General features: G+C 59.0%; 19 protein-coding genes, 1 tRNA gene, 1 other RNA gene, 1 pseudogene and 1 other annotated feature. Of the genes and pseudogenes, 18 read left to right on the top strand and 4 right to left on the bottom strand.

What is annotated here, in order from left to right:
• The 3 genes from rpoD to HRU82_06655 all read left to right on the top strand — a co-directional run bounded on the left by rpoD (nt 1) and on the right by HRU82_06655 (nt 2,800).
• On the top strand, nt 1-1,806 hold the full coding sequence (rpoD, locus tag HRU82_06665) for an RNA polymerase sigma factor RpoD (GenBank protein ID QOJ34645.1): 1,806 nt from the start codon (nt 1-3) through the stop codon (nt 1,804-1,806).
• 70 nt (nt 1,807-1,876) lie between these two features.
• A tRNA-Ile gene (locus HRU82_06660) sits at nt 1,877-1,953 on the top strand.
• A gap of 70 nt (nt 1,954-2,023) precedes the next feature.
• Nucleotides 2,024-2,800 carry a hypothetical protein gene (locus tag HRU82_06655; GenBank protein ID QOJ34644.1) on the top strand — a complete coding sequence of 259 codons (777 nt, stop codon included), beginning with the start codon at nt 2,024-2,026 and terminating at the stop codon, nt 2,798-2,800.
• Here the strand turns inward: HRU82_06655 and rnhC are convergent.
• Nucleotides 2,797-3,456: a ribonuclease HIII gene (gene rnhC / locus HRU82_06650; GenBank protein ID QOJ34643.1), complete on the bottom strand. Its 660-nt coding sequence runs from the start codon at nt 3,454-3,456 to the stop codon at nt 2,797-2,799. The two genes, HRU82_06655 and rnhC, sit on opposite strands and share 4 nt — an antisense overlap.
• Nucleotides 3,457-3,544: 88 nt before the next feature.
• Between rnhC and HRU82_06645 the strand changes: the two genes are divergently transcribed.
• Nucleotides 3,545-4,435, top strand: a complete 891-nt coding sequence (locus tag HRU82_06645; GenBank protein QOJ34642.1) for a M48 family metallopeptidase — start codon at nt 3,545-3,547, stop codon at nt 4,433-4,435.
• Between the two features lie 87 nt (nt 4,436-4,522).
• Here the strand turns inward: HRU82_06645 and HRU82_06640 are convergent, their stop codons facing one another.
• Nucleotides 4,523-5,956, bottom strand: a complete 1,434-nt coding sequence (locus HRU82_06640; GenBank protein QOJ34641.1) for a hypothetical protein — start codon at nt 5,954-5,956, stop codon at nt 4,523-4,525.
• Nucleotides 5,957-6,379: 423 nt separating this feature from the next.
• Here HRU82_06640 and rnpB point away from each other — a divergent pair.
• An RNA gene (rnpB, locus tag HRU82_06635) (RNase P RNA component class A) lies at nt 6,380-6,804 on the top strand.
• A gap of 9 nt (nt 6,805-6,813) precedes the next feature.
• On the opposite strand, the pseudogene HRU82_06630 reads toward rnpB, so the two are convergent.
• Nucleotides 6,814-7,047: pseudogene (locus HRU82_06630) on the bottom strand (glutaredoxin family protein).
• 227 nt (nt 7,048-7,274) lie between these two features.
• Between HRU82_06630 and ilvB the strand changes: the two are divergent.
• The 13 genes from ilvB to queA all read left to right on the top strand — a co-directional run bounded on the left by ilvB (nt 7,275) and on the right by queA (nt 20,407).
• Nucleotides 7,275-9,053 carry a biosynthetic-type acetolactate synthase large subunit gene (gene ilvB / locus HRU82_06625; GenBank protein QOJ34640.1) on the top strand — a complete coding sequence of 593 codons (1,779 nt, stop codon included), beginning with the start codon at nt 7,275-7,277 and terminating at the stop codon, nt 9,051-9,053.
• Between the two features lie 64 nt (nt 9,054-9,117).
• The gene (ilvN, locus tag HRU82_06620; GenBank protein QOJ34639.1) at nt 9,118-9,636 is read left to right on the top strand and encodes an acetolactate synthase small subunit; all 519 of its coding nucleotides are present in this window, start codon (nt 9,118-9,120) and stop codon (nt 9,634-9,636) included.
• 67 nt (nt 9,637-9,703) lie between these two features.
• Complete coding sequence (gene ilvC / locus HRU82_06615) at nt 9,704-10,717, top strand: ketol-acid reductoisomerase (protein QOJ34638.1); 1,014 nt, start codon at nt 9,704-9,706, stop codon at nt 10,715-10,717.
• Between the two features lie 51 nt (nt 10,718-10,768).
• On the top strand, nt 10,769-11,419 hold the full coding sequence (locus HRU82_06610; protein QOJ34637.1) for a phosphatidylserine decarboxylase family protein: 651 nt from the start codon (nt 10,769-10,771) through the stop codon (nt 11,417-11,419).
• Nucleotides 11,416-12,216, top strand: coding sequence for a CDP-diacylglycerol--serine O-phosphatidyltransferase (gene pssA / locus HRU82_06605; protein QOJ34636.1), 801 nt, complete (start codon nt 11,416-11,418; stop codon nt 12,214-12,216). The genes HRU82_06610 and pssA overlap by 4 nt, the downstream gene beginning before the upstream one ends.
• Nucleotides 12,216-12,462, top strand: a binding site (T-box leader). Its footprint overlaps the gene before it by 1 nt.
• Nucleotides 12,463-12,564: 102 nt before the next feature.
• Complete coding sequence (locus HRU82_06600; protein ID QOJ34635.1) at nt 12,565-14,112, top strand: 2-isopropylmalate synthase; 1,548 nt, start codon at nt 12,565-12,567, stop codon at nt 14,110-14,112.
• A 47-nt stretch (nt 14,113-14,159) separates the two neighbouring features.
• Complete coding sequence (locus HRU82_06595) at nt 14,160-14,522, top strand: cupin domain-containing protein (GenBank protein QOJ34634.1); 363 nt, start codon at nt 14,160-14,162, stop codon at nt 14,520-14,522.
• An 18-nt stretch (nt 14,523-14,540) separates the two neighbouring features.
• Nucleotides 14,541-15,617, top strand: coding sequence for a 3-isopropylmalate dehydrogenase (gene leuB / locus HRU82_06590; GenBank protein QOJ34633.1), 1,077 nt, complete (start codon nt 14,541-14,543; stop codon nt 15,615-15,617).
• Nucleotides 15,618-15,623: 6 nt separating this feature from the next.
• Nucleotides 15,624-16,835: a hypothetical protein gene (locus tag HRU82_06585; protein QOJ34632.1), complete on the top strand. Its 1,212-nt coding sequence runs from the start codon at nt 15,624-15,626 to the stop codon at nt 16,833-16,835.
• Between the two features lie 10 nt (nt 16,836-16,845).
• Complete coding sequence (locus tag HRU82_06580; protein ID QOJ34631.1) at nt 16,846-17,865, top strand: aspartate-semialdehyde dehydrogenase; 1,020 nt, start codon at nt 16,846-16,848, stop codon at nt 17,863-17,865.
• A 3-nt stretch (nt 17,866-17,868) separates the two neighbouring features.
• Nucleotides 17,869-18,123: a DUF2905 domain-containing protein gene (locus HRU82_06575; protein QOJ34630.1), complete on the top strand. Its 255-nt coding sequence runs from the start codon at nt 17,869-17,871 to the stop codon at nt 18,121-18,123.
• Nucleotides 18,105-19,349, top strand: a complete 1,245-nt coding sequence (locus HRU82_06570; protein ID QOJ34629.1) for a SpoIID/LytB domain-containing protein — start codon at nt 18,105-18,107, stop codon at nt 19,347-19,349. The genes HRU82_06575 and HRU82_06570 overlap by 19 nt, the downstream gene beginning before the upstream one ends.
• A complete protein-coding gene (gene queA, locus HRU82_06565; protein QOJ37135.1) occupies nt 19,349-20,407 on the top strand; it encodes a tRNA preQ1(34) S-adenosylmethionine ribosyltransferase-isomerase QueA in 1,059 nt (352 codons plus the stop codon). Before HRU82_06570 ends, queA begins: the two co-directional genes overlap by 1 nt.
• Here the strand turns inward: queA and HRU82_06560 are convergent.
• Entirely contained in the window at nt 20,382-21,080 is a 699-nt protein-coding gene (locus HRU82_06560; GenBank protein ID QOJ34628.1) for a SurA N-terminal domain-containing protein, read from the bottom strand. The two genes, queA and HRU82_06560, sit on opposite strands and share 26 nt — an antisense overlap.
• Nucleotides 21,081-21,142 lie beyond the last annotated feature (62 nt).

The raw sequence follows: 21,142 nt of genomic DNA, 5'->3' as shown, positions 1-21,142 counted from the left end.
ATGCCGAAACAAGAGTTGCTCGGCGAGGTGAAGAAGCTCATCAATCTTGGCAAAGAGAAGGGCTTTCTCACGTACGACGATCTCAACAGTACGTTGCCGGCGGATGTTGTGTCGTCGGACCAATTCAGCACGATCATGACGATGTTCGGAGAAATGGACATTGAGATCGTGGAGTCTGCGGACACGGAGCGTGCACCGAAGGCCGCCGACGGAGAAGACGTCATTGAAGAAAGCGAAGAGGGCGAAGCGCTCGAGGAGAACGAAAAAGAGATCGACCTCACCCCCGGCGCGCTCAGCCGGACCGATGATCCGGTCAGGCTCTACTTGAAGGAGATGGGTAGTGTGGCGCTCCTCAGCCGCGAGGGGGAGATCGAAATCGCCAAGCGCATCGAAGAGGGTAAAAAGGACATCGCCACCGTCGTGTATGGGCTACCGATGACGCTGGAGTTTGTCCTGAACCTCCGAGACCAGCTGAAGAACGGCAAGATCGATGTGCGGGAAATCGTGCCGGTAGTGGAGACCGAAGAAGACTTCGAAGAAGAAGCCGTCGAGAAAGATTACGAAGAACTGCGACTCAAGACCCTGGACTCCTTGAATGCCGTCCGCAAGGTTTCGGCTACGCTCAAGGACCTCTACGACAAGGCTCGCCAGGTCGGGGGGGATCCTGAGAAGCAGAAGAAACTGCGCAAGCAGATCGATACGGTGCGCGGACAGGTCGTCGACAAGATGGAGTCGGTAAATCTCCATGGGGTCCTGAAAGATCGGATGACGCAGCGGGTTCGCGATCTCAATCTGCAGTTTCGGACCGCCGAGCGGGAAGTGACGAGTTGTCAGCGTCGTTTGGGCGTCGGGGGCGAGGCGGGGGCCGAATTGTTGCGACGGTTGTGCCGTACGCACAAGGACTTTCTGGCCGTCAAGCGGAGAACCGGCCTGTCGGAAGAGGTCTTGCAGGACATCAAGAAGCATTATCAGTCTGCCAAGGGGCGGATCCGCCAACTGGAGACCGAAGAGGCGCTGATCTCCGCGGACGAAATCAAGGATGCGGTCAAGCATCTCGATGTGGCGGAAGAGAAGGTCAAGCGCGGCAAGGCCGAGCTGGTCGAGGCGAATCTGCGATTGGTGGTGAGCATTGCGAAAAAATACACGAACCGCGGGCTCCAATTCCTGGACCTGATCCAAGAGGGCAACATCGGCCTGATGAAGGCGGTGGACAAATTCGAATATAAGCGCGGCTACAAGTTCAGCACCTACGCGACCTGGTGGATCAGGCAGGCCATTACCCGGGCCATCGCCGACCAGGCGCGTACCATCCGAATTCCCGTGCATATGATCGAGACGATCAATAAGCTCATCCGGACCTCGCGCCATCTGGTGCAGAAGCTCGGGCGCGAACCGACGCCGGAGGAGATTGCCGAGCGGATGGATTTGCCGCTGGACAAGGTTCGAAAGATCCTGAAGATTGCGCGTGAGCCGATTTCGCTCGAGACGCCCATCGGCGAGGAGGAAGACAGCCACCTGGGCGACTTCATCGAAGACAAGAAGGCGGTGTCGCCGCTGGAGGCAGCCATCCGGTACGACTTGCAGCGTCAAATCAACGGGGCGCTCGAAACCCTGACCCCTCGCGAAGAGAAGGTGCTGCGCAAACGCTTCGGCATCGGAGAGGCGACGGACCACACGTTGGAAGAGGTCGGCCAGGATTTCGAAGTGACCCGCGAGCGGATCCGGCAGATCGAAGCCAAGGCGTTGCGCAAGCTCCGACATCCGAGTCGAAGCAAGAAGCTGCGCAGCTTCGTGGAGAGTTTGTAACAGATTTCGTTTTACCGCGGTTTGACTCTGCCGCGGCCGAGGGCCTAGAATTTGCTCAGGTCATGGGACCGGGCCCATAGCTCAGGTGGTTAGAGCGGCTGACTCATAATCAGCTGGTCCTAGGTTCAAGTCCTAGTGGGCCCACCAACCTGGGCCGGGCGATCAGGGCGAGACCTGTCGCGCGACGAGGTCCTGACGCATCGTACAAGGAGTACCGTTGAATCCACAGCTGCTTCCTCTCATTGAGCTGCAGAAACTCGATCTCCGTATCGCCGATCTCAAGGAGCGACGACGGAAGATTCCCGGGCGGCTCGACAGCGTCGAAGCTCCGGTCCGCGACGCGAGGCGGTTGCTGCAAGAGGCCTCCGCGTCTATCGACAGCCTGACCAAAGAGCGCCGTAGTCAGGAGAAGGATCTCGAAGCCCATGAGGACCGGATCGCCAAGATGAGGGACCGGGCCGCTCAGTTGAAGACGAACCAGGAGTATCAGGCCCACCTGTTCGAAGTCGAATTGGCAAATAAGAAGAAAGGCGAAATCGAGGAGCGGATTCTTCTGGTAATGGAGCAGGTCGAGCAGGCTCAAAAGGTGAGTGCCGAGGCCAAGTCTCAGTTGGGCCAGGCCGAAGGGGCTTTTGCAAAGGAGAAGGCCGCACTCGACGAACTGGACCGTACGCTTGCGGCCGAATTGGCTTCGCTGGAAGCTCAGCAGCAGGAGTTGTCCGGGAAGGTCGACAAGGCCTTGCTGGCCAGATACGACAAGTTGAAGGCCACGAGGAAGGATCAGGCGCTGGCCCAACTCAAGGACGGCATTTGTCAGGGCTGCCGCTTGCACTTGCCGCCGCAACTCGTCTCTCAAGTCAAACGTGCCGAAGATGCCTATGCCTGCCCTTATTGTTATCGTATGCTCTATTGGGACGGCGAGCCCATGGCTGAAGTCAAGGCTCCTGCGGAACGGGAGCAGGCGCAGAACTTCGAAGTCGGCGAATCGGTCTAAGTCTCTCCCAGCACTTGTCTGGTCGTCTTAAAGTGTAATTTCGCCACGGTTCCGAGTCGCTCCTGCCCATACTTCTTCACTACCATTTTCCCGGCAAGTTCCACTGCGGGGGACGCGCCCTTGGGCAGGGTCGTGTTCAACTCTTGTGAAAGGCGCTGCAGGCGAAGAAGGAATTCTGCTCGGGCCAAAACCGAAGCAGCCGCAACGGCGATGTCGGCTTCGGCCTTCGGCTGCTGCACCAAGCGTATCTGCTTCCCTTTCTCCTGAAGGGCGTTCAGGATCAGGCGCTCGTCGCCGAATTGGTCGGCAATGGCCAGGTCGCATTGCACCTGTTGAAGGAGGTTTTCGAGCGCGCGGGCGTGGCCCCAGGCCAACAGGCGATTCAAATTCCGAATCTTGGCATAGAGTTCATTGTAGCGCTGGGGGCCGATGGCCACGATGCTGTGCGGGCAGAGTAACCGAATGTCGGGTGCCATCTCCAGAATCCGGCCATCGGAGATCTTCTTGCTGTCGCGGACCTGCATGAGCGCGAGGTCTCGACGGGTGTCGCCTGTCACGAAGACGGCGGCGATGACCAATGGACCGAAATAATCGCCCTTGCCGGATTCGTCGATTCCGATGCGGTTGAGAGCGGACAGGTCTGGAGCGGCGGGCACTCGGTGAAACTCCCATGTGGAAACCAGAAAGGTGGCGCGGTAATCTAGCAAAGCCCGCAAGGGCGGTCAATTTGCGGAGGTGCATGGCATGACGTACCACGGGGAGCGTGTGACGCAGGGGGCGACAGTGAAGCGTTCGTCCGTCTTCTGGCTGATGATGGGGGGGGCCGTCCTGCTCACGACGACCGGTTGTCAAACCAATCCCTACACCGGACGTTGGCAGCTGATGATGATGCCGATGTCGCAGGAAACGCAAATGGGGGCGCAAGCGTATGCGCAGGTGAAGAGCGATCCCAAGATGAAGCAGTCGACCGATCCCCGTGAAATCGAACCGGTGAGGCGGGTTGCGGCGCGAGTGATCGAGGCGGCGAAGCGATCCAAATACAGTGAGATGGCCAACCAATTCGAGTGGGAAGTGACCGTCATCAAGGATGATAAGACCATGAACGCCTTTGCGCTGCCGGGAGGGAAGATCGCCGTCTACACGGGGATTTTCCCTGTGGCGAAAACGGAAGCGGGCTTGGCGGCCGTGATGGGCCATGAGGTCGTGCATGCCTTGGCTCGGCACGGAGGCGAACGCATGAGTCAGAACACTTTGGCGCAGACCACGCTTCAAGCGATCGGCATCGCGCTCGGGGTGAGTGGGACTAACCCGGTTCTGACGCAAGGCGCCATGGCTGCGCTCGGGGTCGGTGCGCAAGTCGGGGTGCTGCTGCCGTTCAGCCGTAAGCATGAGTCGGAAGCTGATTACGTCGGGGTACTGCTGGCGGCAGAGGCAGGGTATGATCCCAGGGAGTCGATTCAGCTCTGGACGCGTATGGGTGAACTCTCGGGAGGAAAAGGCACCTCGGAATTCCTCTCAACGCATCCCAGTCACGACACGAGAATTCAGCAACTCGAAGAGTGGATGGCCGAAGCCCTTCCGATCTACCAATCCAAACCGCCGGCGCCGAACAGCGAGTTGCCGCAGCTGCGCTGACTCCTCAGCCTTCGCAACGAGGGACGGCAGGTCTGTGTGGCTCCATGGGGAACCGGGGCCTGCGCCTCGGCGGAGGCCCCGATCAACCTAGAAGTAGGTCGCAGCCGATAACACCAGCGCATTGTCGTGGACCCGCTGGCTGGTATTGGGGTTGAAGGCTCGCATGCCGAATTGATATGACACCTTGAACACCGTATCCTCGATCGGGCGGAAGTTCAGTCCAAGGCTCAGTTGTTCAAGGTCGCCGAATCCGCCGATGGCATCCCGGTTGGTGTTGATCTTGTCCCACCGGACTACCGCCGTCAGGGTCGATCCCTCCGAAAAACGTTGCGGCAACATCCGCCGCAACATCTCCGGCATAAAATGATAATTCCCCTGGATGTAGTACCCATTCATCCGCTGCGGCCGCAGGCGTCCTGTGTCGGGATCGACGGCCGGAGTGCCGTCCAGATTCCGGGAGTTGTTCTTCGCATAGGCCCACGCGGCTTCGCCGATCAGTTCAAAGGGGCCTCGTTGCAGCGTCCAATCGAGTACGAAGATCGACAGCGACCGCTTGCTCTCCGGATCGTAGGTGCCGTGGTATCCGGACCCTGCGATTTCGACCCCTAACATCGGACTGTAGGCGACTCGCCCGACCACAGCCTTGCCGCGGTTGTTGTCGAACCCGTCATCCGTCAAGGATTTGCGCTGCCGGGAGTTCTTCAGTCCACTGGCCTCTCCGATCCTGGACGATCCGTCCGGTTGGTACCCATTCGGCCCTTGAGTGACATAGAACTCATAATCCATCTTGGAATAGCGGCCTGGATACACCGTGCCGTAGAAGCCGGCGCCGGCCTCGGACATGGTCGTCGGGATGATGAATTGGTTGACCAGCGGGCGATCAGTCAGGTCGTTCAGCGGGGAATCGTGCAGGAGGTTGAACTTGCCGACGGGTAAGAGAATGATGCCCGCGCGCAGGTTGATCGGCTCCTGAAACAGATAGTCGACGTGGGCGAACTCCAGGCTGACCTCCGTTTCGGTTCCTTCACGTATGCCGTGCTCGATTTCAAGTTCGGACGCGAATTTCACATGCTCGGTGATATCCGCATAGATGAAGGGAACGAAGCGTTGCTGGTCGAACGAACTGTTCGTGGCGCCGATACCGGGATTGCTGCCGGGAGACCCGGCGCCGTTGTCGATCACGTCTTTTCGGTGATTGCGGTATTGAAGATCGAAGTATCCGCCGACGAAGGCTTTGGGGGCGGTAACGAACGGTTTGGCGTAGATCATGGTGCCGGAACCGGCCGTGCTGAAGGAAAGCGGTGCTTGTTTTTTCTGCCGCGAGTCTCGTGCGATGTCCGGAAGGATCGTTCCAGTCGGCGGACCGGAGGAATCCGGCGAAGGGGCCGGCTCGGGTGCCTCGGCTTCCGGCGAGTGAGATCGCTGAAGCTGGCGATTATGCTGTTCGAGTTCCTGTAACCGTTGCTCCAATTTTCGCATGCGTGTTTCGACGCTGCCATCGTCTGCGAAGGCGCTCGGCACGATTGTGGAGCTTAGCAAAAATATCCAGAGTAAGATCAGAGTCCGCATCATCATTCTCCTGCTCTCAAGATGTGAATGGAATGACTCGGGACTCTGGATGGTCTCTGGCCTGAAGGTCGTCGGGGAACGGGTTTGTGGGTGCCAGTCCTCCTCTCTGTTGGTCAGCCGGGTGCCTGGAGGCACAGACGGCGTGTGGACGAATCATGGCGGGCTGTGCAAGAACCAGGCTGAGCCGAATGACTAACGAGGCGGCTATGGGATGTAATTGGCGCGGGATATTCCGAGCATGTGCTAGCCGGCTCGGAGCGACAGGGAGAGAGGTGCGGTTGTGCTCCGTGCAGACTGTGCGACGTCGCTCATCCTGCGTCGGGGCCCGTGGCTTGAATCGCGCGGCTTATGAACTCTATACTGTGAAGGCGCGCTGGGGGAGCACGGGTGGTCGCTCGTCGAGTCTGCTCGATGGGAGGAAAGTCCGGACTCCAAGGGCAAGGACGCTGGATAACGTCCAGGCGGAGTGATCCGACACCAGCACCACAGAGAACAGACCGCCGATGGCCGGCGCGAGCGACCTTGGTCCTCCTGCCGGCTCAGGTAAGGGTGAAACGGTGGGGTAAGAGCCTACCGCGGTGATGGCGACATCAACGGCACGGTAAGCGTCGTCCGGAGCAAGACCAAATAGGGGGACGCCTGCGGCGCCCGTCAGGGCTCAGCAGAAAGGCCGGCCCGGCCGAGGTTCCCGGGTAGGTTGCTTGAGGCTCGGGGCAACTCGAGTCCCAGAGAAATGATCACCCCCGTGCGAGCGCAAGTTTCACACGGGACAGAATCCGGCTTATAGGGTTCCTCCAACGCGCCCTTTTGATGGCGGCGCGCAACTCGCCGCCCGTCAACCTTCCCGCAAGGGCCTCCCGGTCATCGATGAGCAGTACCGGCACTCGGTTCCCATAGCGCGAGACTAACTGCGGATCATCGTCCACATTCACCTCCTTCAGGTCGAAGGAGAGGTCCTCCTGCAGTTGTCGGGCGATCCGGTGTGCTACTCGGCAGAGATGGCATTCTCGGCGGGAGAGGATCGTGACGCGTGTCTGAGCCATGGCGCCCTTCTTACCATGCCTCGGTCGTTGGCTACTAGGTGAGATCCAGGCTCTCTGGTGTGCTCTATTGACCTCTCTTGAGATCTGGTGATACCATCCGCCATCTTACCCATTGTTTTTTCAGTAAGATCGTATCAACCTGTGTCTCGGAGACGAGGCAGGAAGAGAAGATTATTCTCCGGTGAGGCATCATGTCCTTCGCCAACCGAGGTGGAGGGGAGGGTGATATGAAGTTGACAGGGTCGGAAATCTTTATCGAATGCCTGAAGCGGGAGGGTGTGAAGACGATCTTCGCCTTGCCGGGCGGCGTCGTGCTGAAGATCTTTGACATGCTCCATCAGCAGAATGAGATCGAAGTTATTCTGACCAGGCATGAGCAGGGTGCCGGTCACATGGCCGAGGGCTATGCCAAGGCAACCGGGAAAGCCGGGGTCTGTTTGGTGACCTCGGGACCAGGCATGACGAACGTGATCACCGCGCTGGCCGATGCCTATATGGACTCCGTTCCTCTGGTCTGCTTCAGCGGACAGGTGTCGACCAGTCTGATCGGCAACGATGCGTTCCAGGAGGCGGACAACATCGGCCTCAGCCGGCCCTGTACGAAGTACAACTTCCTCGTGAAGGACGTGAACGATCTTGCCACCACGATCAAGGAAGCCTTCTATATCGCCACCACCGGCCGTCCTGGGCCGGTCTTGGTGGATATTCCCAAGGATGTGTCCATGGCCAAGACGGAGTTTACCTATCCCAACTCCGTGTCCATCCGTGGATACAATCCGACGTATGAGGGTAATAAATGGCAGATCAAGCAAGCTGCGGAAGCCATTGTCAAGGCGAAGAAGCCGATCCTCTACGTGGGGGGAGGAGTGGTGTTTTCAGGCGCCTCCAAGGAATTGCTTGAACTGGCGGAGATGACGCAGATCCCCGTCGACATGACGCTGATGGGCTTAGGCGCATTCCCCGGCGAACATCCGCTGTCGCTGGGCATGTTGGGCATGCACGGAACCTACAGCGCCAACATGGCGATGCACTATTCCGACCTCGTGATCGCCGTGGGGGCGCGATTCGATGATCGCGTGACCGGCAAGGTCTCTGAATTCTGTCCACACGCCAAGGTCATCCATATCGATATCGACCCGACGTCGATCCGCAAGAATATCCACGTCGATATTCCGATCGTGGGTGACTGTAAGGCCGTATTGCGGGACTTGAATCAGATTTTGAAAGCAACCGTGAACGGTGATCAGAGCGGGCTTCGGAAACCCTGGTGGGACCAAATCCGAGAATGGCAGCAGGCGCACCCCCTCAGCTATCACCAAGAGCCGGAGGGGGCCATCAAGCCGCAACATGTGATCAAGCGGTTGTACGAGCTGACGAAGGATCGGGATCCGATCGTGTCGACGGATGTGGGGCAACATCAGATGTGGACGGCCCAGTACTTCAAGCTGGCGAAGCCGAATCGCTGGCTCACGTCCGGTGGTCTCGGCACGATGGGGTTCGGGTTTCCCGCCGCGATGGGAGCCCAGGCGGCCTTTCGGAACCGGTTGGTGTTGTGCGTGGCCGGCGACGGGAGCGTGCAAATGAACATGCAGGAAATGGCGACGGCCATGGTCTCGAAGCTGCCGGTCAAAATCGTTATCCTGAACAACCGTTTCCACGGCATGGTTCGGCAGTGGCAGGACCTGTTCTATGAAGGTCGGTACGCCTCCAGTTATCTCGATACGACGCCGGACTTTGTGAAGCTGGCCGAGGCCTATGGCGCGGTGGGGTTACGCGCCAATTCCCTGAACGACTTGGATGGTGTCCTCAAGGCGGCGATCGAGAGCGACAAGCCGGTCGTCGTGGATGTGCCGACCTATCCCTACGAGAATTGTTATCCGATGATTCCGGCCGGTGGGTGCAATCACGAAATGATCCTGGAAGATCCGCCGGAACTCAAGAAGAAGCAGGCCGGGGCGGTCGGCACCGGCAGCAATGAAGACAAGGACACGATTCTGACAGCATAGGGAGAGAGGGCTGAGCCTCTGCAGTGCATTGGACGTGCTGAGAGGACCCAGTTCGTCGAGGTCGATGGAACACATTATTTCAGTCACAGTCGAGAATAAATTCGGGGTATTGTCCCGCGTGGCGGGATTGTTCAGCGGGCGCGGGTTCAACATCGAAAGCCTTTCCGTGGCGCCGACTCTCGATCCCTCGATGTCCCAGATGACGATCGTGACGTCCGGTGACGATCGCATTGTGGAACAGATCGTCAAGCAGCTGAACAAGTTGATCGATGTCATCAAGGTCGTGGACCTCAATGAAAGTGAGTTCGTCTCTCGGGAGACGGCCTTGATCAAGGTTCATACCAAGTCGGAAGACCGGGCGGAGGCGCTCAGGATCGCCGACATTTTCCGGGCCAACGTGATCGACTCGACGCCGTCGACCTACACCATCGAGGTGACGGGGGACCCGAAGAAAATCGAGGCCATCATCAATTTGCTGCAACCGCTCGGCATCAAGGAATTGATTCGGACGGGTCGTGTGGCGATTGCGCGCGAGGCCATCAGGCCGGCGGCCAGCCAACCGAAAAAAGTCGCTCGCGAGTAGCGCGCACACCTCTGTTCACGACCGTCGCGTTCCATCCATGGGCACCACGAACTTTCAGGAGTAATGTATGAAGATTTATTACGACAAGGATGCGGATCTGCAACTCATTCGGGGCAAGAAGGTGGCTGTGATTGGGTATGGCAGCCAAGGCCATGCCCACTCGCTGAATCTCAAAGAGAGCGGCGCCAGCGTCGTCGTCGGCCTGCGGGAAGGGAACTCCTGGAAAAAGGCGGAAGCCAGCGGGTTGAAGGTCATGCCGGTCGACGACGCGGTGAAGGCCTCCGACGTGATCATGATCCTGGCGCCGGATGAGGCGCAGGCGGCGATCTACCGACAGGAGATCGCTCCGAACTTGAAGCCCGGCTCCTATTTGGCATTCGGCCATGGGTTCAACATCCACTTTGGGCAGATCGTGCCGCCGGCGAACGTCAATGTGTTCATGGTGGCGCCGAAAGGTCCCGGTCATTTGGTTCGATCCGAGTATACGAAAGGCAGCGGCGTCCCGTGTCTGCTCGCCGTCCATCAAGATCCCAGCGGAGACACGCGCCAGGTCGGGTTGGCTTACGCGAGTGCGGTCGGCGGCGGGCGTGCCGGAGTGATTGAGACCAATTTCAGGGAAGAGACGGAAACCGATCTATTCGGTGAGCAAGCGGTATTGTGCGGAGGCCTGACATCCCTGATCCAAGCCGGGTTCGAAACCCTGGTCGAAGCGGGCTATTCCCCGGAGATGGCCTATTTTGAATGTTTGCACGAAGTGAAGTTAATCGTGGACCTAATCTACCAGGGCGGCATCGCCAACATGCGTTATTCCATCAGCACGACGGCGAAGTACGGCGACATCACCCGCGGCCCTCGTGTGGTGACCGAGCAGACCAAGCAAGAAATGAAGAAGATTCTTGGGGAGATCCAGAGCGGCCAATTCGCCAAAGAATGGGTGTTGGAGAATCAAGCCAACCGCCCTGTCTACAATGCGTTGCTCAAAAGGGGTGAGGGGCATCCGATCGAGGAGGTTGGCTCCAGATTGCGTGCGATGATGCCATGGTTGAAGAAGGATCAGCTCGTCGACAAGAACAAGAACTGACACCCAAGGGCAACACCGCATATAGAGGGTTTGTCGTGGGCGCGGAGTGGTATGGCTGATCATGCGGTAGGGATTCCGATCGTTAAGGAAGGCTGGCCGTTTGTCGGAGGACTGGGCGGTTTGGCGTTGCTTTTCGGAGGAGTCGGCTGGCCCATCCCGGCGTTGGTGGCCGGTGGGTTCACGCTGTTTACGGCGTGGTTTTTTCGGAATCCCAGCCGGACGATTCCGCAGCAGCCCAACATGGTGGTGTCGCCTGGAGACGGCAAGGTGATCGCAATCGAGGAGGAGTTTGAGCCTCGCTACTTGAAGGAAAAGAGCATTCGGGTTACGGTGTTTCTGAATGTGTTCGACGTCCATGTGAACCGGATGCCCTGTGCGGGCATTGTGGAAGGCGTCAGCTACCAGCCCGGGCAGTTTCTCGTGGCGAGTAAGCCCGAGGCGACTTTGCACAATGAACAGAATGCCGTCATGTTGAAGGCGGAATCCGGAGCCAAGGTCTTGTGTGTGCAGGTTGCCGGGTTGATCGCCCGTCGCATCGTGTGTTGGGTGGGAGAGGGTGATCGTGTGGAGCGGGGTGAGCGCTACGGGTTGATCCGGTTTGGGTCGAGGATGGATACGTTTTTGCCGCTGGGGTCGAGCATCCGAGTCGCAGTGGGGGATCGGGTTAAGGGCGGAGAATCCATTCTGGGAGAACTTCGATGAAAGCATCGGGCGTGCGAGCCTCGTTTGCCAAGGGAAACCGACGGCGTCAGGCGATGTACCTTATCCCCAATTTATGCACGACGGGCAACCTGTTTTGCGGCGTGTTCGCGATCCTGTCGGTGTTCAACGGCCAGCATTTGGCCGCCGCCATTGCGATTTTGGGCGGCATGGTCTTCGACATGCTGGACGGCAAATTGGCCCGATTGACCAACAGCACGGGCCAGTTCGGCATCGAGTACGATTCGCTGTCGGATGTGGTGTCGTTTGGAGTCGCACCGGGGGTGTTGATCTATTCCTATGCGCTCAGCGGGCAGGGGATGTTCGGCGTCGCGGTGATGTTCGCTTACGTCGCCATGGGGGCTGTACGATTGGCCCGATTCAACGCCACCGTGAGCACGGCCGACAGTAAATATTTTACTGGTCTCGCCATCCCTGCGGCGGCAGGGGTGATCGCCTCGTTGGTCATATTCGATCTCCACATCACGCAAATGGGAGCAGAGGTCAAGCCGCTCCTGATTCTGGTGATCACGTTCGCGCTGGCCTTCCTTATGGTGAGCACGATCAAGTACCGCAGCTTCAAAGACCTGAAGTTCCGGCGCGGCGACCACTTCACCTACCTGGTGTGGGGCATCCTGGCGTTGATGATGATCGCCGCCTGGCCGCAGGTGATGGTGTTCGTCATCTTTGCGGGGTACGCCCTGTCTGGGCCAGCCGCGCGTTTATGGGCGGTGGTGATGAAGGGGGCCAGCAAGCAGGGGGCCAAGCCCGATGTACCCGTGTTGGATTCCAAAGAGTGACAACAGCACTGACGAGGAGTAGTAGGCGATCGTGACCGAATCGAGAGAGCTGGTGGGTGGTGTGAACCAGCCGGTCATTCGCTGAACTCGCCTCCGAGCTGGACCTGCGAAACCTGCAGAGGTTGTAGTGGGTTCCGAGTCGTCCACGTGACGGACAGAATCAAGGGCGGTCGGATGGAAGCGCGCTTTCATCGACTGCTGAATCAGGGTGGTACCACGAAGTTCCGAAAGGCCTTCGTCCCTGTCTCGGGGCGGAGGCTTTTTTATTGGCAGGATCCGGTGTTTTTTCCGTCTGAGGCCGTGTTGGAGAACCTGTTCGAGTAACCTGCAGGACAGAGGAGGTGAGCCATGACCAGGATGATCAGAATATTCGATACGACGTTGCGGGACGGGGAACAATCGCCGGGGGCGAGTATGAACGTCGAGGAGAAACTCATGATCGCCAAGCAACTGGCACGCCTCGGCGTGGATATCATCGAGGCGGGATTCGCGTACAGTTCACCCGGAGATTTCGAGGCGGTACGCCGGATTGCCCAGGAAGTGGAAGGTCCGGTGGTCTGTAGCCTGGCGCGAGCCAGGCCGGAAGACATTACCCGGGCCTACGAGGCGCTGAAGGGGGCGCCGAAAGTGCGTATCCACACCTTCCTGTCTACGTCGGATATCCATCTCAAACACCAGTTTCGCATGACCCGTGAGGAGGCCAAGAAACGGGCGGTGGAAATGGTGGAGTTGGCTCGGAGTTATGTCGAGGACGTGGAGTTCTCACCCATGGACGCCAGCCGATCGGATCCGACGTATCTCTGTGAAGTCATCGAGGCGGTCATCGCTGCGGGGGCCGAGACGGTCAATATTCCCGACACCGTGGGGTATGCGGTGCCGCAGGAATTCGGCGCGCTGATCAAACGGATCAAGGACCGCGTGTCGAACAGTCACCAAGCGGTCATCTCGGTTCATTGCCATAACGACTTGGGAGTTGCTGTCGCCAACAGCCTGGCGGCGGTGATGGCCGGAGCCGGTCAAGTGGAATGCACGATCAACGGCATCGGCGAACGGGCGGGCAATACGTCGCTGGAAGAGATCGTGATGGGGCTGCGGACGCGCAAGGATTGGTATGGCGCCGATACGCGGGTCGTCACCGAAGAGATTTCGAAGACCAGCCGCCTCGTCAGTAAGATTACCGGCATGGTCATTCAGCCGAACAAGGCTATCGTCGGCGCGAACGCCTTCGCCCACACGTCGGGCATTCACCAAGACGGGTTGCTCAAGGATAAAACCACCTACGAGATCATGCGTCCGGAATCGATCGGGCTCGAACAGAACAAGTTGGTCATGGGCAAGTTGTCGGGGCGCCATGCGTTCCGTCAGCGGTTGGAAGAATTGGGCTATAAGCTGACCGAAGAAGAGATGAACCATGCCTTCGAGCGTTTCAAGCGGTTGGCAGATCAGAAGAAAGAGATCTATGAGGAAGACCTGGAGGTGATCGTCTCGGAAGAAGTGGCCAAGATGTCGGAGCGTGTGCTGTTGAAGTCGTTCCACGTTGAAAGCGGCACCAATATGGTGCCTAAAGCCACGGTCGAACTGGAGATCGACGGCAAGCAGGTGACCCAAAGCGGGACCGGTGACGGTCCTGTGGATGCCGTCTATCGGACGATTGCAGCCATGACCCAAACCAGGAGCAAGCTGCTGATGTTTGGCGTCAATGCCATCACTGGCGGAACCGACGCACAGGGAGAGGTCTCCGTGCGCCTGGAGGAAGACGGGCGGACGGTGTCCGGACATGGCGCCGACACGGATATCATCACGGCGGCTACGCGGGCCTATCTCAATGCCCTGAACAAGTTGGCCTATTTGGCCGCGAAGCAGGCTGAAGGGGAGCAGAAGGTCGGCTTGATTTGATCCTGACCTGCGGGGTACAGTCCTCTGCTCTGGTGCGGTGAAGACAGATGTTCCATACCCATCTTCGAGAATGTCCGGAATTCCTGGCTGGCGACCATACGCGGCTGCGGGAGTTGTTGCATCCGAACAAGGCGCCCCTCAAGCTGGGCTATAGCATGGCCCACGGGTGTCTGGATCCTGGGCGGCAGTCGCTCCGACATCGGCTGGAGTTTTCGGAGGTGTATTACGTCATTGCTGGCCGTGGGGTGATGAAGATCGATGGAGAGCAGACCGCGGTAGAGCCGGGCTCGGTGGTCTATGTGCCGCCTGGGGCAAACCAGTCACTGGTCAACACCGGCACGGGCCCGATTGAATTCTTGTGTCTCGTGGATCCGGCTTGGACGCCGGACTGTGAGACGATCGTCGATTAGTCGAGAGGAGCTATACAGGTGAAAGCGAGAATTGCAGTCTTGGCGGGCGACGGGGTCGGCCGGGAGATTGTGCCGGAAGCCGTCAAGGTATTGAAGGCCGTGGCGGAACGATTCGGGCATCACTTCGAATTTGCCTCCGGGGATGTCGGTGGCCATGCCATCGATAAGGTCGGTGTTCCGTTGCCGCAGGACACCTTGTCGTTGGCCAAGCAAAGTGACGCCGTGTTGTTGGGCGCCGTGGGTGGACCGAAATGGGAAGGCTTGGAATACAGCCTGCGTCCGGAACGGGCCCTTCTGGGGCTCCGCGAGCAACTGGGACTCTATGCCAACTTGCGGCCTGCCAAGTTGTATCCGATGCTGGCCGATGCCTCCACGTTGCGCCGCGAGGTCATCGAGGGGATCGACATGCTCGTGATCCGTGAATTGACGGGCGGCATTTACTTCGGCAAACCCAAGGGAATCGAAAAACTGCCGAACGGCGGAGAGCGCGGGTTCAACACCGAGGTGTATACGACGGATGAGATCCGGCGGATCGCGGTAGTGGCCTTCGAAGCGGCGCGCAAGCGGCGGAAGAAAGTGACATCGGTCGACAAGGCCAACGTGCTCGAGTCCTCCGAACTCTGGCGGAAAGTCGTGACCGAGGTGCAGAAAGACTATACTGACGTGGCCTTGAGTCACATTTATGTCGACAACTGTGCCATGCAGCTCGTCCGTAACCCGAAGCAGTTCGACGTATTGTTGTGTAATAACATCTTCGGCGACATCCTCAGTGACGAAGCGGCGATGCTCACGGGCTCCATCGGTATGTTACCCTCCGCCAGTCTGGGGGCGAAGGTCGGCCTCTTCGAGCCGATTCACGGAAGCGCGCCGGACATTGCCGGGAAAAATATCGCCAATCCGATCGCCACCATCGCCTCCGCGGCGATGATGCTGTCCTATGCGTTCCAGTTGGAGAAAGAAGCCGAAGCCATCGAGCAGGCGATCGTCAAGACCTTGGATCAGGGAATTCGGACGAAGGACATCCATGCGGACGGCATGAAGTTAGTGAGCACTGCCGAGATGGGTGATGCCATCGTGCGTAGTCTCGAGTCCTAGACCGCCATGACTCATGCAGTGCACCCTCTGACGATTGAGACGGTGGCCGGCAACGGCGAACCCGGGTATGCCGGGGACGGAGGGACGGCCCGCTCGGCTTCGTTGAATGAACCCAAGGGCCTCTGTCTCGATCGCTTCGGCAACCTCTACATCGCCGATTCCGAAAATCACCTGGTGCGTCGAGTCGATCGGATTACGGGAACCATCACGACGGTCGCAGGGCGTGCTTCGTCGGAGAAGGCCTTGGTGTCCCGGTCCCTACATGCTGAGGAGCTTGTGGACTCCGCAGACGACGACCCGTTTGCCGAACCCTCAGGCGATTCCACCAAGGCGTATACGCAGGTGACTGATCTCAGCGGGACCGTGCGATATGTGACCGGCGGACGGTTGGCCGTCGAGCAAGAGTTGGGCGACGGTGGGCCGGCGGTGTGCGCAAAGTTGAATTTTCCCAGTGCGGTCGCCGTGGATGAGGTGGGGAATCTATACATCGCGGACACGATGCACCATCGCGTCCGGAAGGTTGATGCGTCAAGCGGTCTCATTGCTACAGTGGCGGGTACCGGACAGGCTCGCTTTTCGGGGGACGGTGGGCTGGCGGTGCAGGCGGCCCTCAATGAGCCGACCGGCGTCGCGGTGGAAGGCGGAGCCCTGTACATTGCCGATCAGAGCAACAATCGAGTGCGCAAGGTGGAGTTGGCGACCGGTTTCATCAGCACCATCGCCGGCGACGGCGTGGCTGGATACAATGGAGACGAGATTGCGGCGGTGCAGGCCAGTCTGGCCGGGCCGAGTGGGTTGGCAGTGGGCGTGGACGGCATGTTGTATGTGGCTGATACGTTCAATAGCCGCATTCGATCCATCGATCCCTCGACCGGTCGGATTGCAACCGTGGCCGGCGACGGCGGCATCTATCGATATCAAGGACCGGATGAGCCGATTTCTGCCAGCCTGTCCAGACCCGCGGGGATTGCCGCCGGTCGTGATGGCGCTTTGTATATTACGGACTCCGACAGCCATTTGATCCGCCGGTGGGACTCTGGGACTAAGACCATCATTCGTCTGACTGGAGCCGGGGCCGCACAGTACGGTGGTGATGGAGGGGATGCTCTCGCCGGCAGTCTGAGTTATCCATTCGGAGTGGCGGTGGACGAGCGGGGGACTGTATATATTGCGGACACCTTCAATCACCGCATCAGGGTCCTGAGCCCAACCGAGTGAGGACGGTATCATGTTGAAGAAGAAAAAGGCCTATACGGTGGCCGTGCTCGGCGCAACCGGGGCAGTGGGGAAAGAAAGCCTTGAGATCCTGGAAGAACGCAAGTTCCCCATCGAAGGACTGCGACTCTTCGCGTCGAAGCGCTCGGCGGGGGAAGTGCTGACGTGCCAAGAGAAGGAGTACAAGGTTGAGGAATTGACGGAGTCTTCGTCGTTCGACGGAGTGGACATCGCGTTCATCTCTGCAACCGATGCAATCAGCCGGGAGTATGGAGTTCGGCTGGGAGCGGCCGGCATTGCGGTGATCGACGACAGCGGGGTCTTCCGCATGGATCCCGATGTGCCCTTGGTGGTGCCCGAGGTGAACGCGGCGGCGTTAGGTACCATGAAACGGGGGATTGTTGCGATTCCCAACTGCACGACGACTCCGCTGGTCATGGCGCTCAAGCCGTTGGCGGATGCGGCAGGACTCAAGCGCGTGGTCGTCACGACCTTTCAGTCCGTCTCCGGTACCGGAGCGGCGGCCATGGACGAACTGATCGATCAGACGAAGGCTCTGATCTCCTTTCAAGACGTCAAGGTTCAGGTCTATCCCTATCAGATCGCCTTCAACCTGCTGCCTCAAATCGGCTCATTCGGTGAGGGGGGCGACTGTTCTGAAGAGGTCAAGATCGTCCGCGAGACCAGAAAAATCTTGGACCTGCCCTCCTTGAGGGTGACGGCGACCACCGTGCGTGTGCCGGTGCTCCGATGTCATTCCGAGGCGATTAACGTCGAACTGGAGCGGCCGCTCAAAGCGAACGATGCGCGAGCCGCCTTGGCGGAGATGCCAGGTGTCATCGTGTACGATGATCCGCTGAAGAAGTTGTACCCCATGCCCTTCGACGTGTCAGGCAAAGATGAGGTATACGTCGGCCGTGTGCGGGAAGACGAGTCGATCACCAACGGGTTGAACCTGTGGGTGGTCAGCGACAACCTTCGGAAGGGCGCCGCTCTGAACGCGATTCAGATCGCCGAATGTTTGATACAATGAACCATGTCCATGTGGAGCGATGTCGGCCGATGGTTCGTGGTCTTGGGCTTGGCCTTGGCAGCCGTCGGGGTGTTGCTCACCCTTGCGGATAAGTGGGTGGGCCTCGGTTCGTTGCTCGGTTGGTTCGGGAAGTTGCCCGGTGATCTCTCGTTCAAACGGGACCAATTCAGCGTCTACATTCCACTTGCAACCAGTCTCATACTCAGTATCTTGTTGAGTTTTCTGTTTTCCATCCTCTCATGGCTGTTTCGGCGCTGATTCGATCCGTCATGACAGGTGTGTTGGCTGGCTCTGCCTTGGTGCTCGGGGTTGTCGCTGCTGCCGATCCCGCCCGCGCCGAATCCATTCGTGTTCTGGTAGGACAGGATGTCGCGCTCTTGACGGTGCGCTCAGAGGGCGATGTGGCTGTGATCACCGAAACCGGAGACACGAAAGTGCTGCACCCGCCCCTGCAGGTGTCGGCGCGTAAGGAAGGATTGGAGGTCAACGGGCGCCACCTGTCGGGCGGATACATTCTTATCCGACCCGTCATGAGCCAGCTCTCGTTGAAGATGAGTAAGGAAGAAGGGCAGCGGAGCGGAAACGGCGGCTTCACCGGTTCGGCACAAGGGGCCGAGCTGTCGGTCAGCGGAGCCCTGCGCATTCTGCATAAGGGGCGGCTGTTGTCCGTCGTCAACCAGCTCGATTTGGAAGAGTATGTGAAGGGAGTGGTGCCTTCCGAGGTGAACTCGGCCTGGCATCCGGAGATGTTAAAGGTGCAGGCGGTCGCGGCCAGAACCTATGCCCTCTATAACAAGATGCTGAGCGGCGGACGGGAGTACGATGTCGTCGCGACGACGCAAGACCAGGTCTACCGTGGGCGTTCCGGCGTGGACCGCCGTGTCGAAGAAGCCGTGGAATCCACTCGAGGCATCGTTGTCACCTACCAACGGGCACCTATCTATGCCGCCTTTTCATCGACGGCTGCCGGGCCGACCGAAGATGCCGTGAACGTCTGGGCTAACAAGGATTTGCCCTATCTCAAGGGGGTGGAGTGCCCCTTCGATCTCGACTCGCCCTACTACCAATGGAAAGCCAACGTCAAGGTTGAGCAGCTTGAACAGAGCCTCCGTCGTCAGGGATTTTCCATCGGCACGGTTGCGACCATCACGCCCATTCTGTATAGCCGGGCCGGGCGAGTGGCTCGTTTGAGGATTCTGCACTCGAATGGAGAGACAGTGCTGCGTGGGGAAGATTTGCGCAAGGCGGTCGGCTATACGGTCATTCCCAGCACTCAGTTTGAAGTCGAGTCGATGGGCGCCGAGGTGGTCTTTACCGGCTACGGCGCCGGGCATGCGGTGGGTCTCTGCCAATGGGGGGCGAAAGAACTCGCCGAACTTGGGTATTCGTACGACAGCATCTTGCAGTATTATTATCCCGGTACGGAACTGCACCAGGTCGCATCCACGCAGGTGCTGGCTCCGCCGACGCTTCCGGCTCCGTGATGTTGCTGAGCGAGTTCGACTTTCCCTTCGATCCCACCTTGGTCGCCGACCATCCCGTCACGCCGCGCGATCGAGCGCGGTTGTTGGTGATGGAGCGGAGCACGGGTGCACGTCTGCACCGACATGTCGCGGATCTTTCGCTGTTGCTGCGACGGGGCGATCTTCTCGTAGTGAACGACACAAAAGTGATGCAGGCACGAGTGCCGGTTCGGGCAGGTGCGAACGGCAAGTTCTGCGACCTGCTGTTCGTGGCGGATCTAGGGGGAGGGCTGTGGGAGATTCTGATTAAAGGCCGTTGGAAACCAGGCACCGTACTCACGTTTTCCAATAGTGATTGCGGGACGATCGTGGAACGGAGCCATGCGAGAACCACGTTGCGGCTGAACGAAGGGGCCCGTGCTTACGACCTTATGCAGGCCATCGGAACCATGCCGCTGCCGCCTTATATCAAGCGTATGCCGACTCAGGACGACCTCCAGTGGTATCAGACCGTCTTTGCCCGCAATGAAGGGGCAATAGCAGCTCCAACGGCCGGGCTCCATTTCACTCGCGAGTTGGTACAAACGTTGAGGGGACAGGGAATCGAACTGGCGCAGGTGACCCTACATGTCGGGCCTGGTACCTTTCGAGGTGTCCAGAGCGAGCGCATTGAAGAGCATCGCATGCTCGCTGAGCGGGTGGATGTGCCGATTCGCACCGTGGAGCAAATCAGGCTCGCGCGCGAACGGGGGAATCGTGTGGTGGCCGTGGGTACCACGGTGGTCCGCGCCCTGGAAACGGCGGCTCTGGGCGAGCGGGGGCTGGAGGCGTTTCAAGGGGCGGCCGAATTGTTCATCACGCCCGGCTACGAATTTCGGGTCGTCGATGCGCTGGTGACGAACTTTCATCTGCCTCGCACCACGCTGTTGATGTTGGTGTCGGCGTTCGTCGGCGTGGAACGGTTGCGTGCCGCCTATGCCGAGGCGGTCTCGCAACGGTACCGGTTCTATAGTTATGGAGATGCGATGTTGATCGGGACGGGATGGGCCGACACTACATCAACTCTTTGTGGACCTTGATGGGCACCTTGGTCTTAAGCGATTCCGCATAGGCCATCAGGGCGCGCTGTTGCTTTTGGAAGAGGAAGCTCTGGAAAATGCGTTCCTTGGCGGCCTCGGTCTTGGCAGGATCGGTGGCGGCTTCTCGCGCCACCAGGGCTTGCGCTTCCGAGGCCTCGGCGGGTGTCAGGGCCACTGCATCCATGATGACTAGGCGGGCTTTGTTCGTGAGAATGTCCTTGGCTTCCATTGCCTCGAACGAGGAGGGCGTCAACCGGTTTGCGGCCAGCAGCCTGCGATAGGCATCGGGGTCGAAACTCCCGTTGCGCTGAAACTCGGTGCGCTGCATGATCGCTTTCCGCAAGTCCTCATCGGAGACCGTCAGGCCCATCTCTTTTGCCACCTGCAGCCACATGCGGTTTTCGATGAGTTGATCCAAAACGAACTGCTTGAGCTGCTCGTCCTTGATCTCGTTTTGTCCTCTATCCTTGTAGAACCGGTAGGTATTCTCGTAGGCACGGCGAAACTCATCCAGCGGGATCGTCTGGTCTCCGACGGAGGCGATGACGTTGCCCCCCTGCTCTCCGAATCCCCACCACCCCATGGTGATGATGAAGGCAAGCGCGAGCACGCCCATGATGGATTTAAGGAACCACGGATAGTCGTGAGCAGCCTCACGGAGCAGTTTAATCATCTGGATCTTGCCTCTTGTCGGCCCGGTTTCGCGGATTCTACTCAGGCGATGACGACAAAGGC

This window comes from Nitrospira sp., assembly GCA_015709715.1.
GTDB lineage: Bacteria > Nitrospirota > Nitrospiria > Nitrospirales > Nitrospiraceae > Nitrospira_A.
The sequence above is the reverse complement of the archived record's forward strand: the minus strand, read 5'-3'. Positions and strand labels throughout refer to the sequence as shown.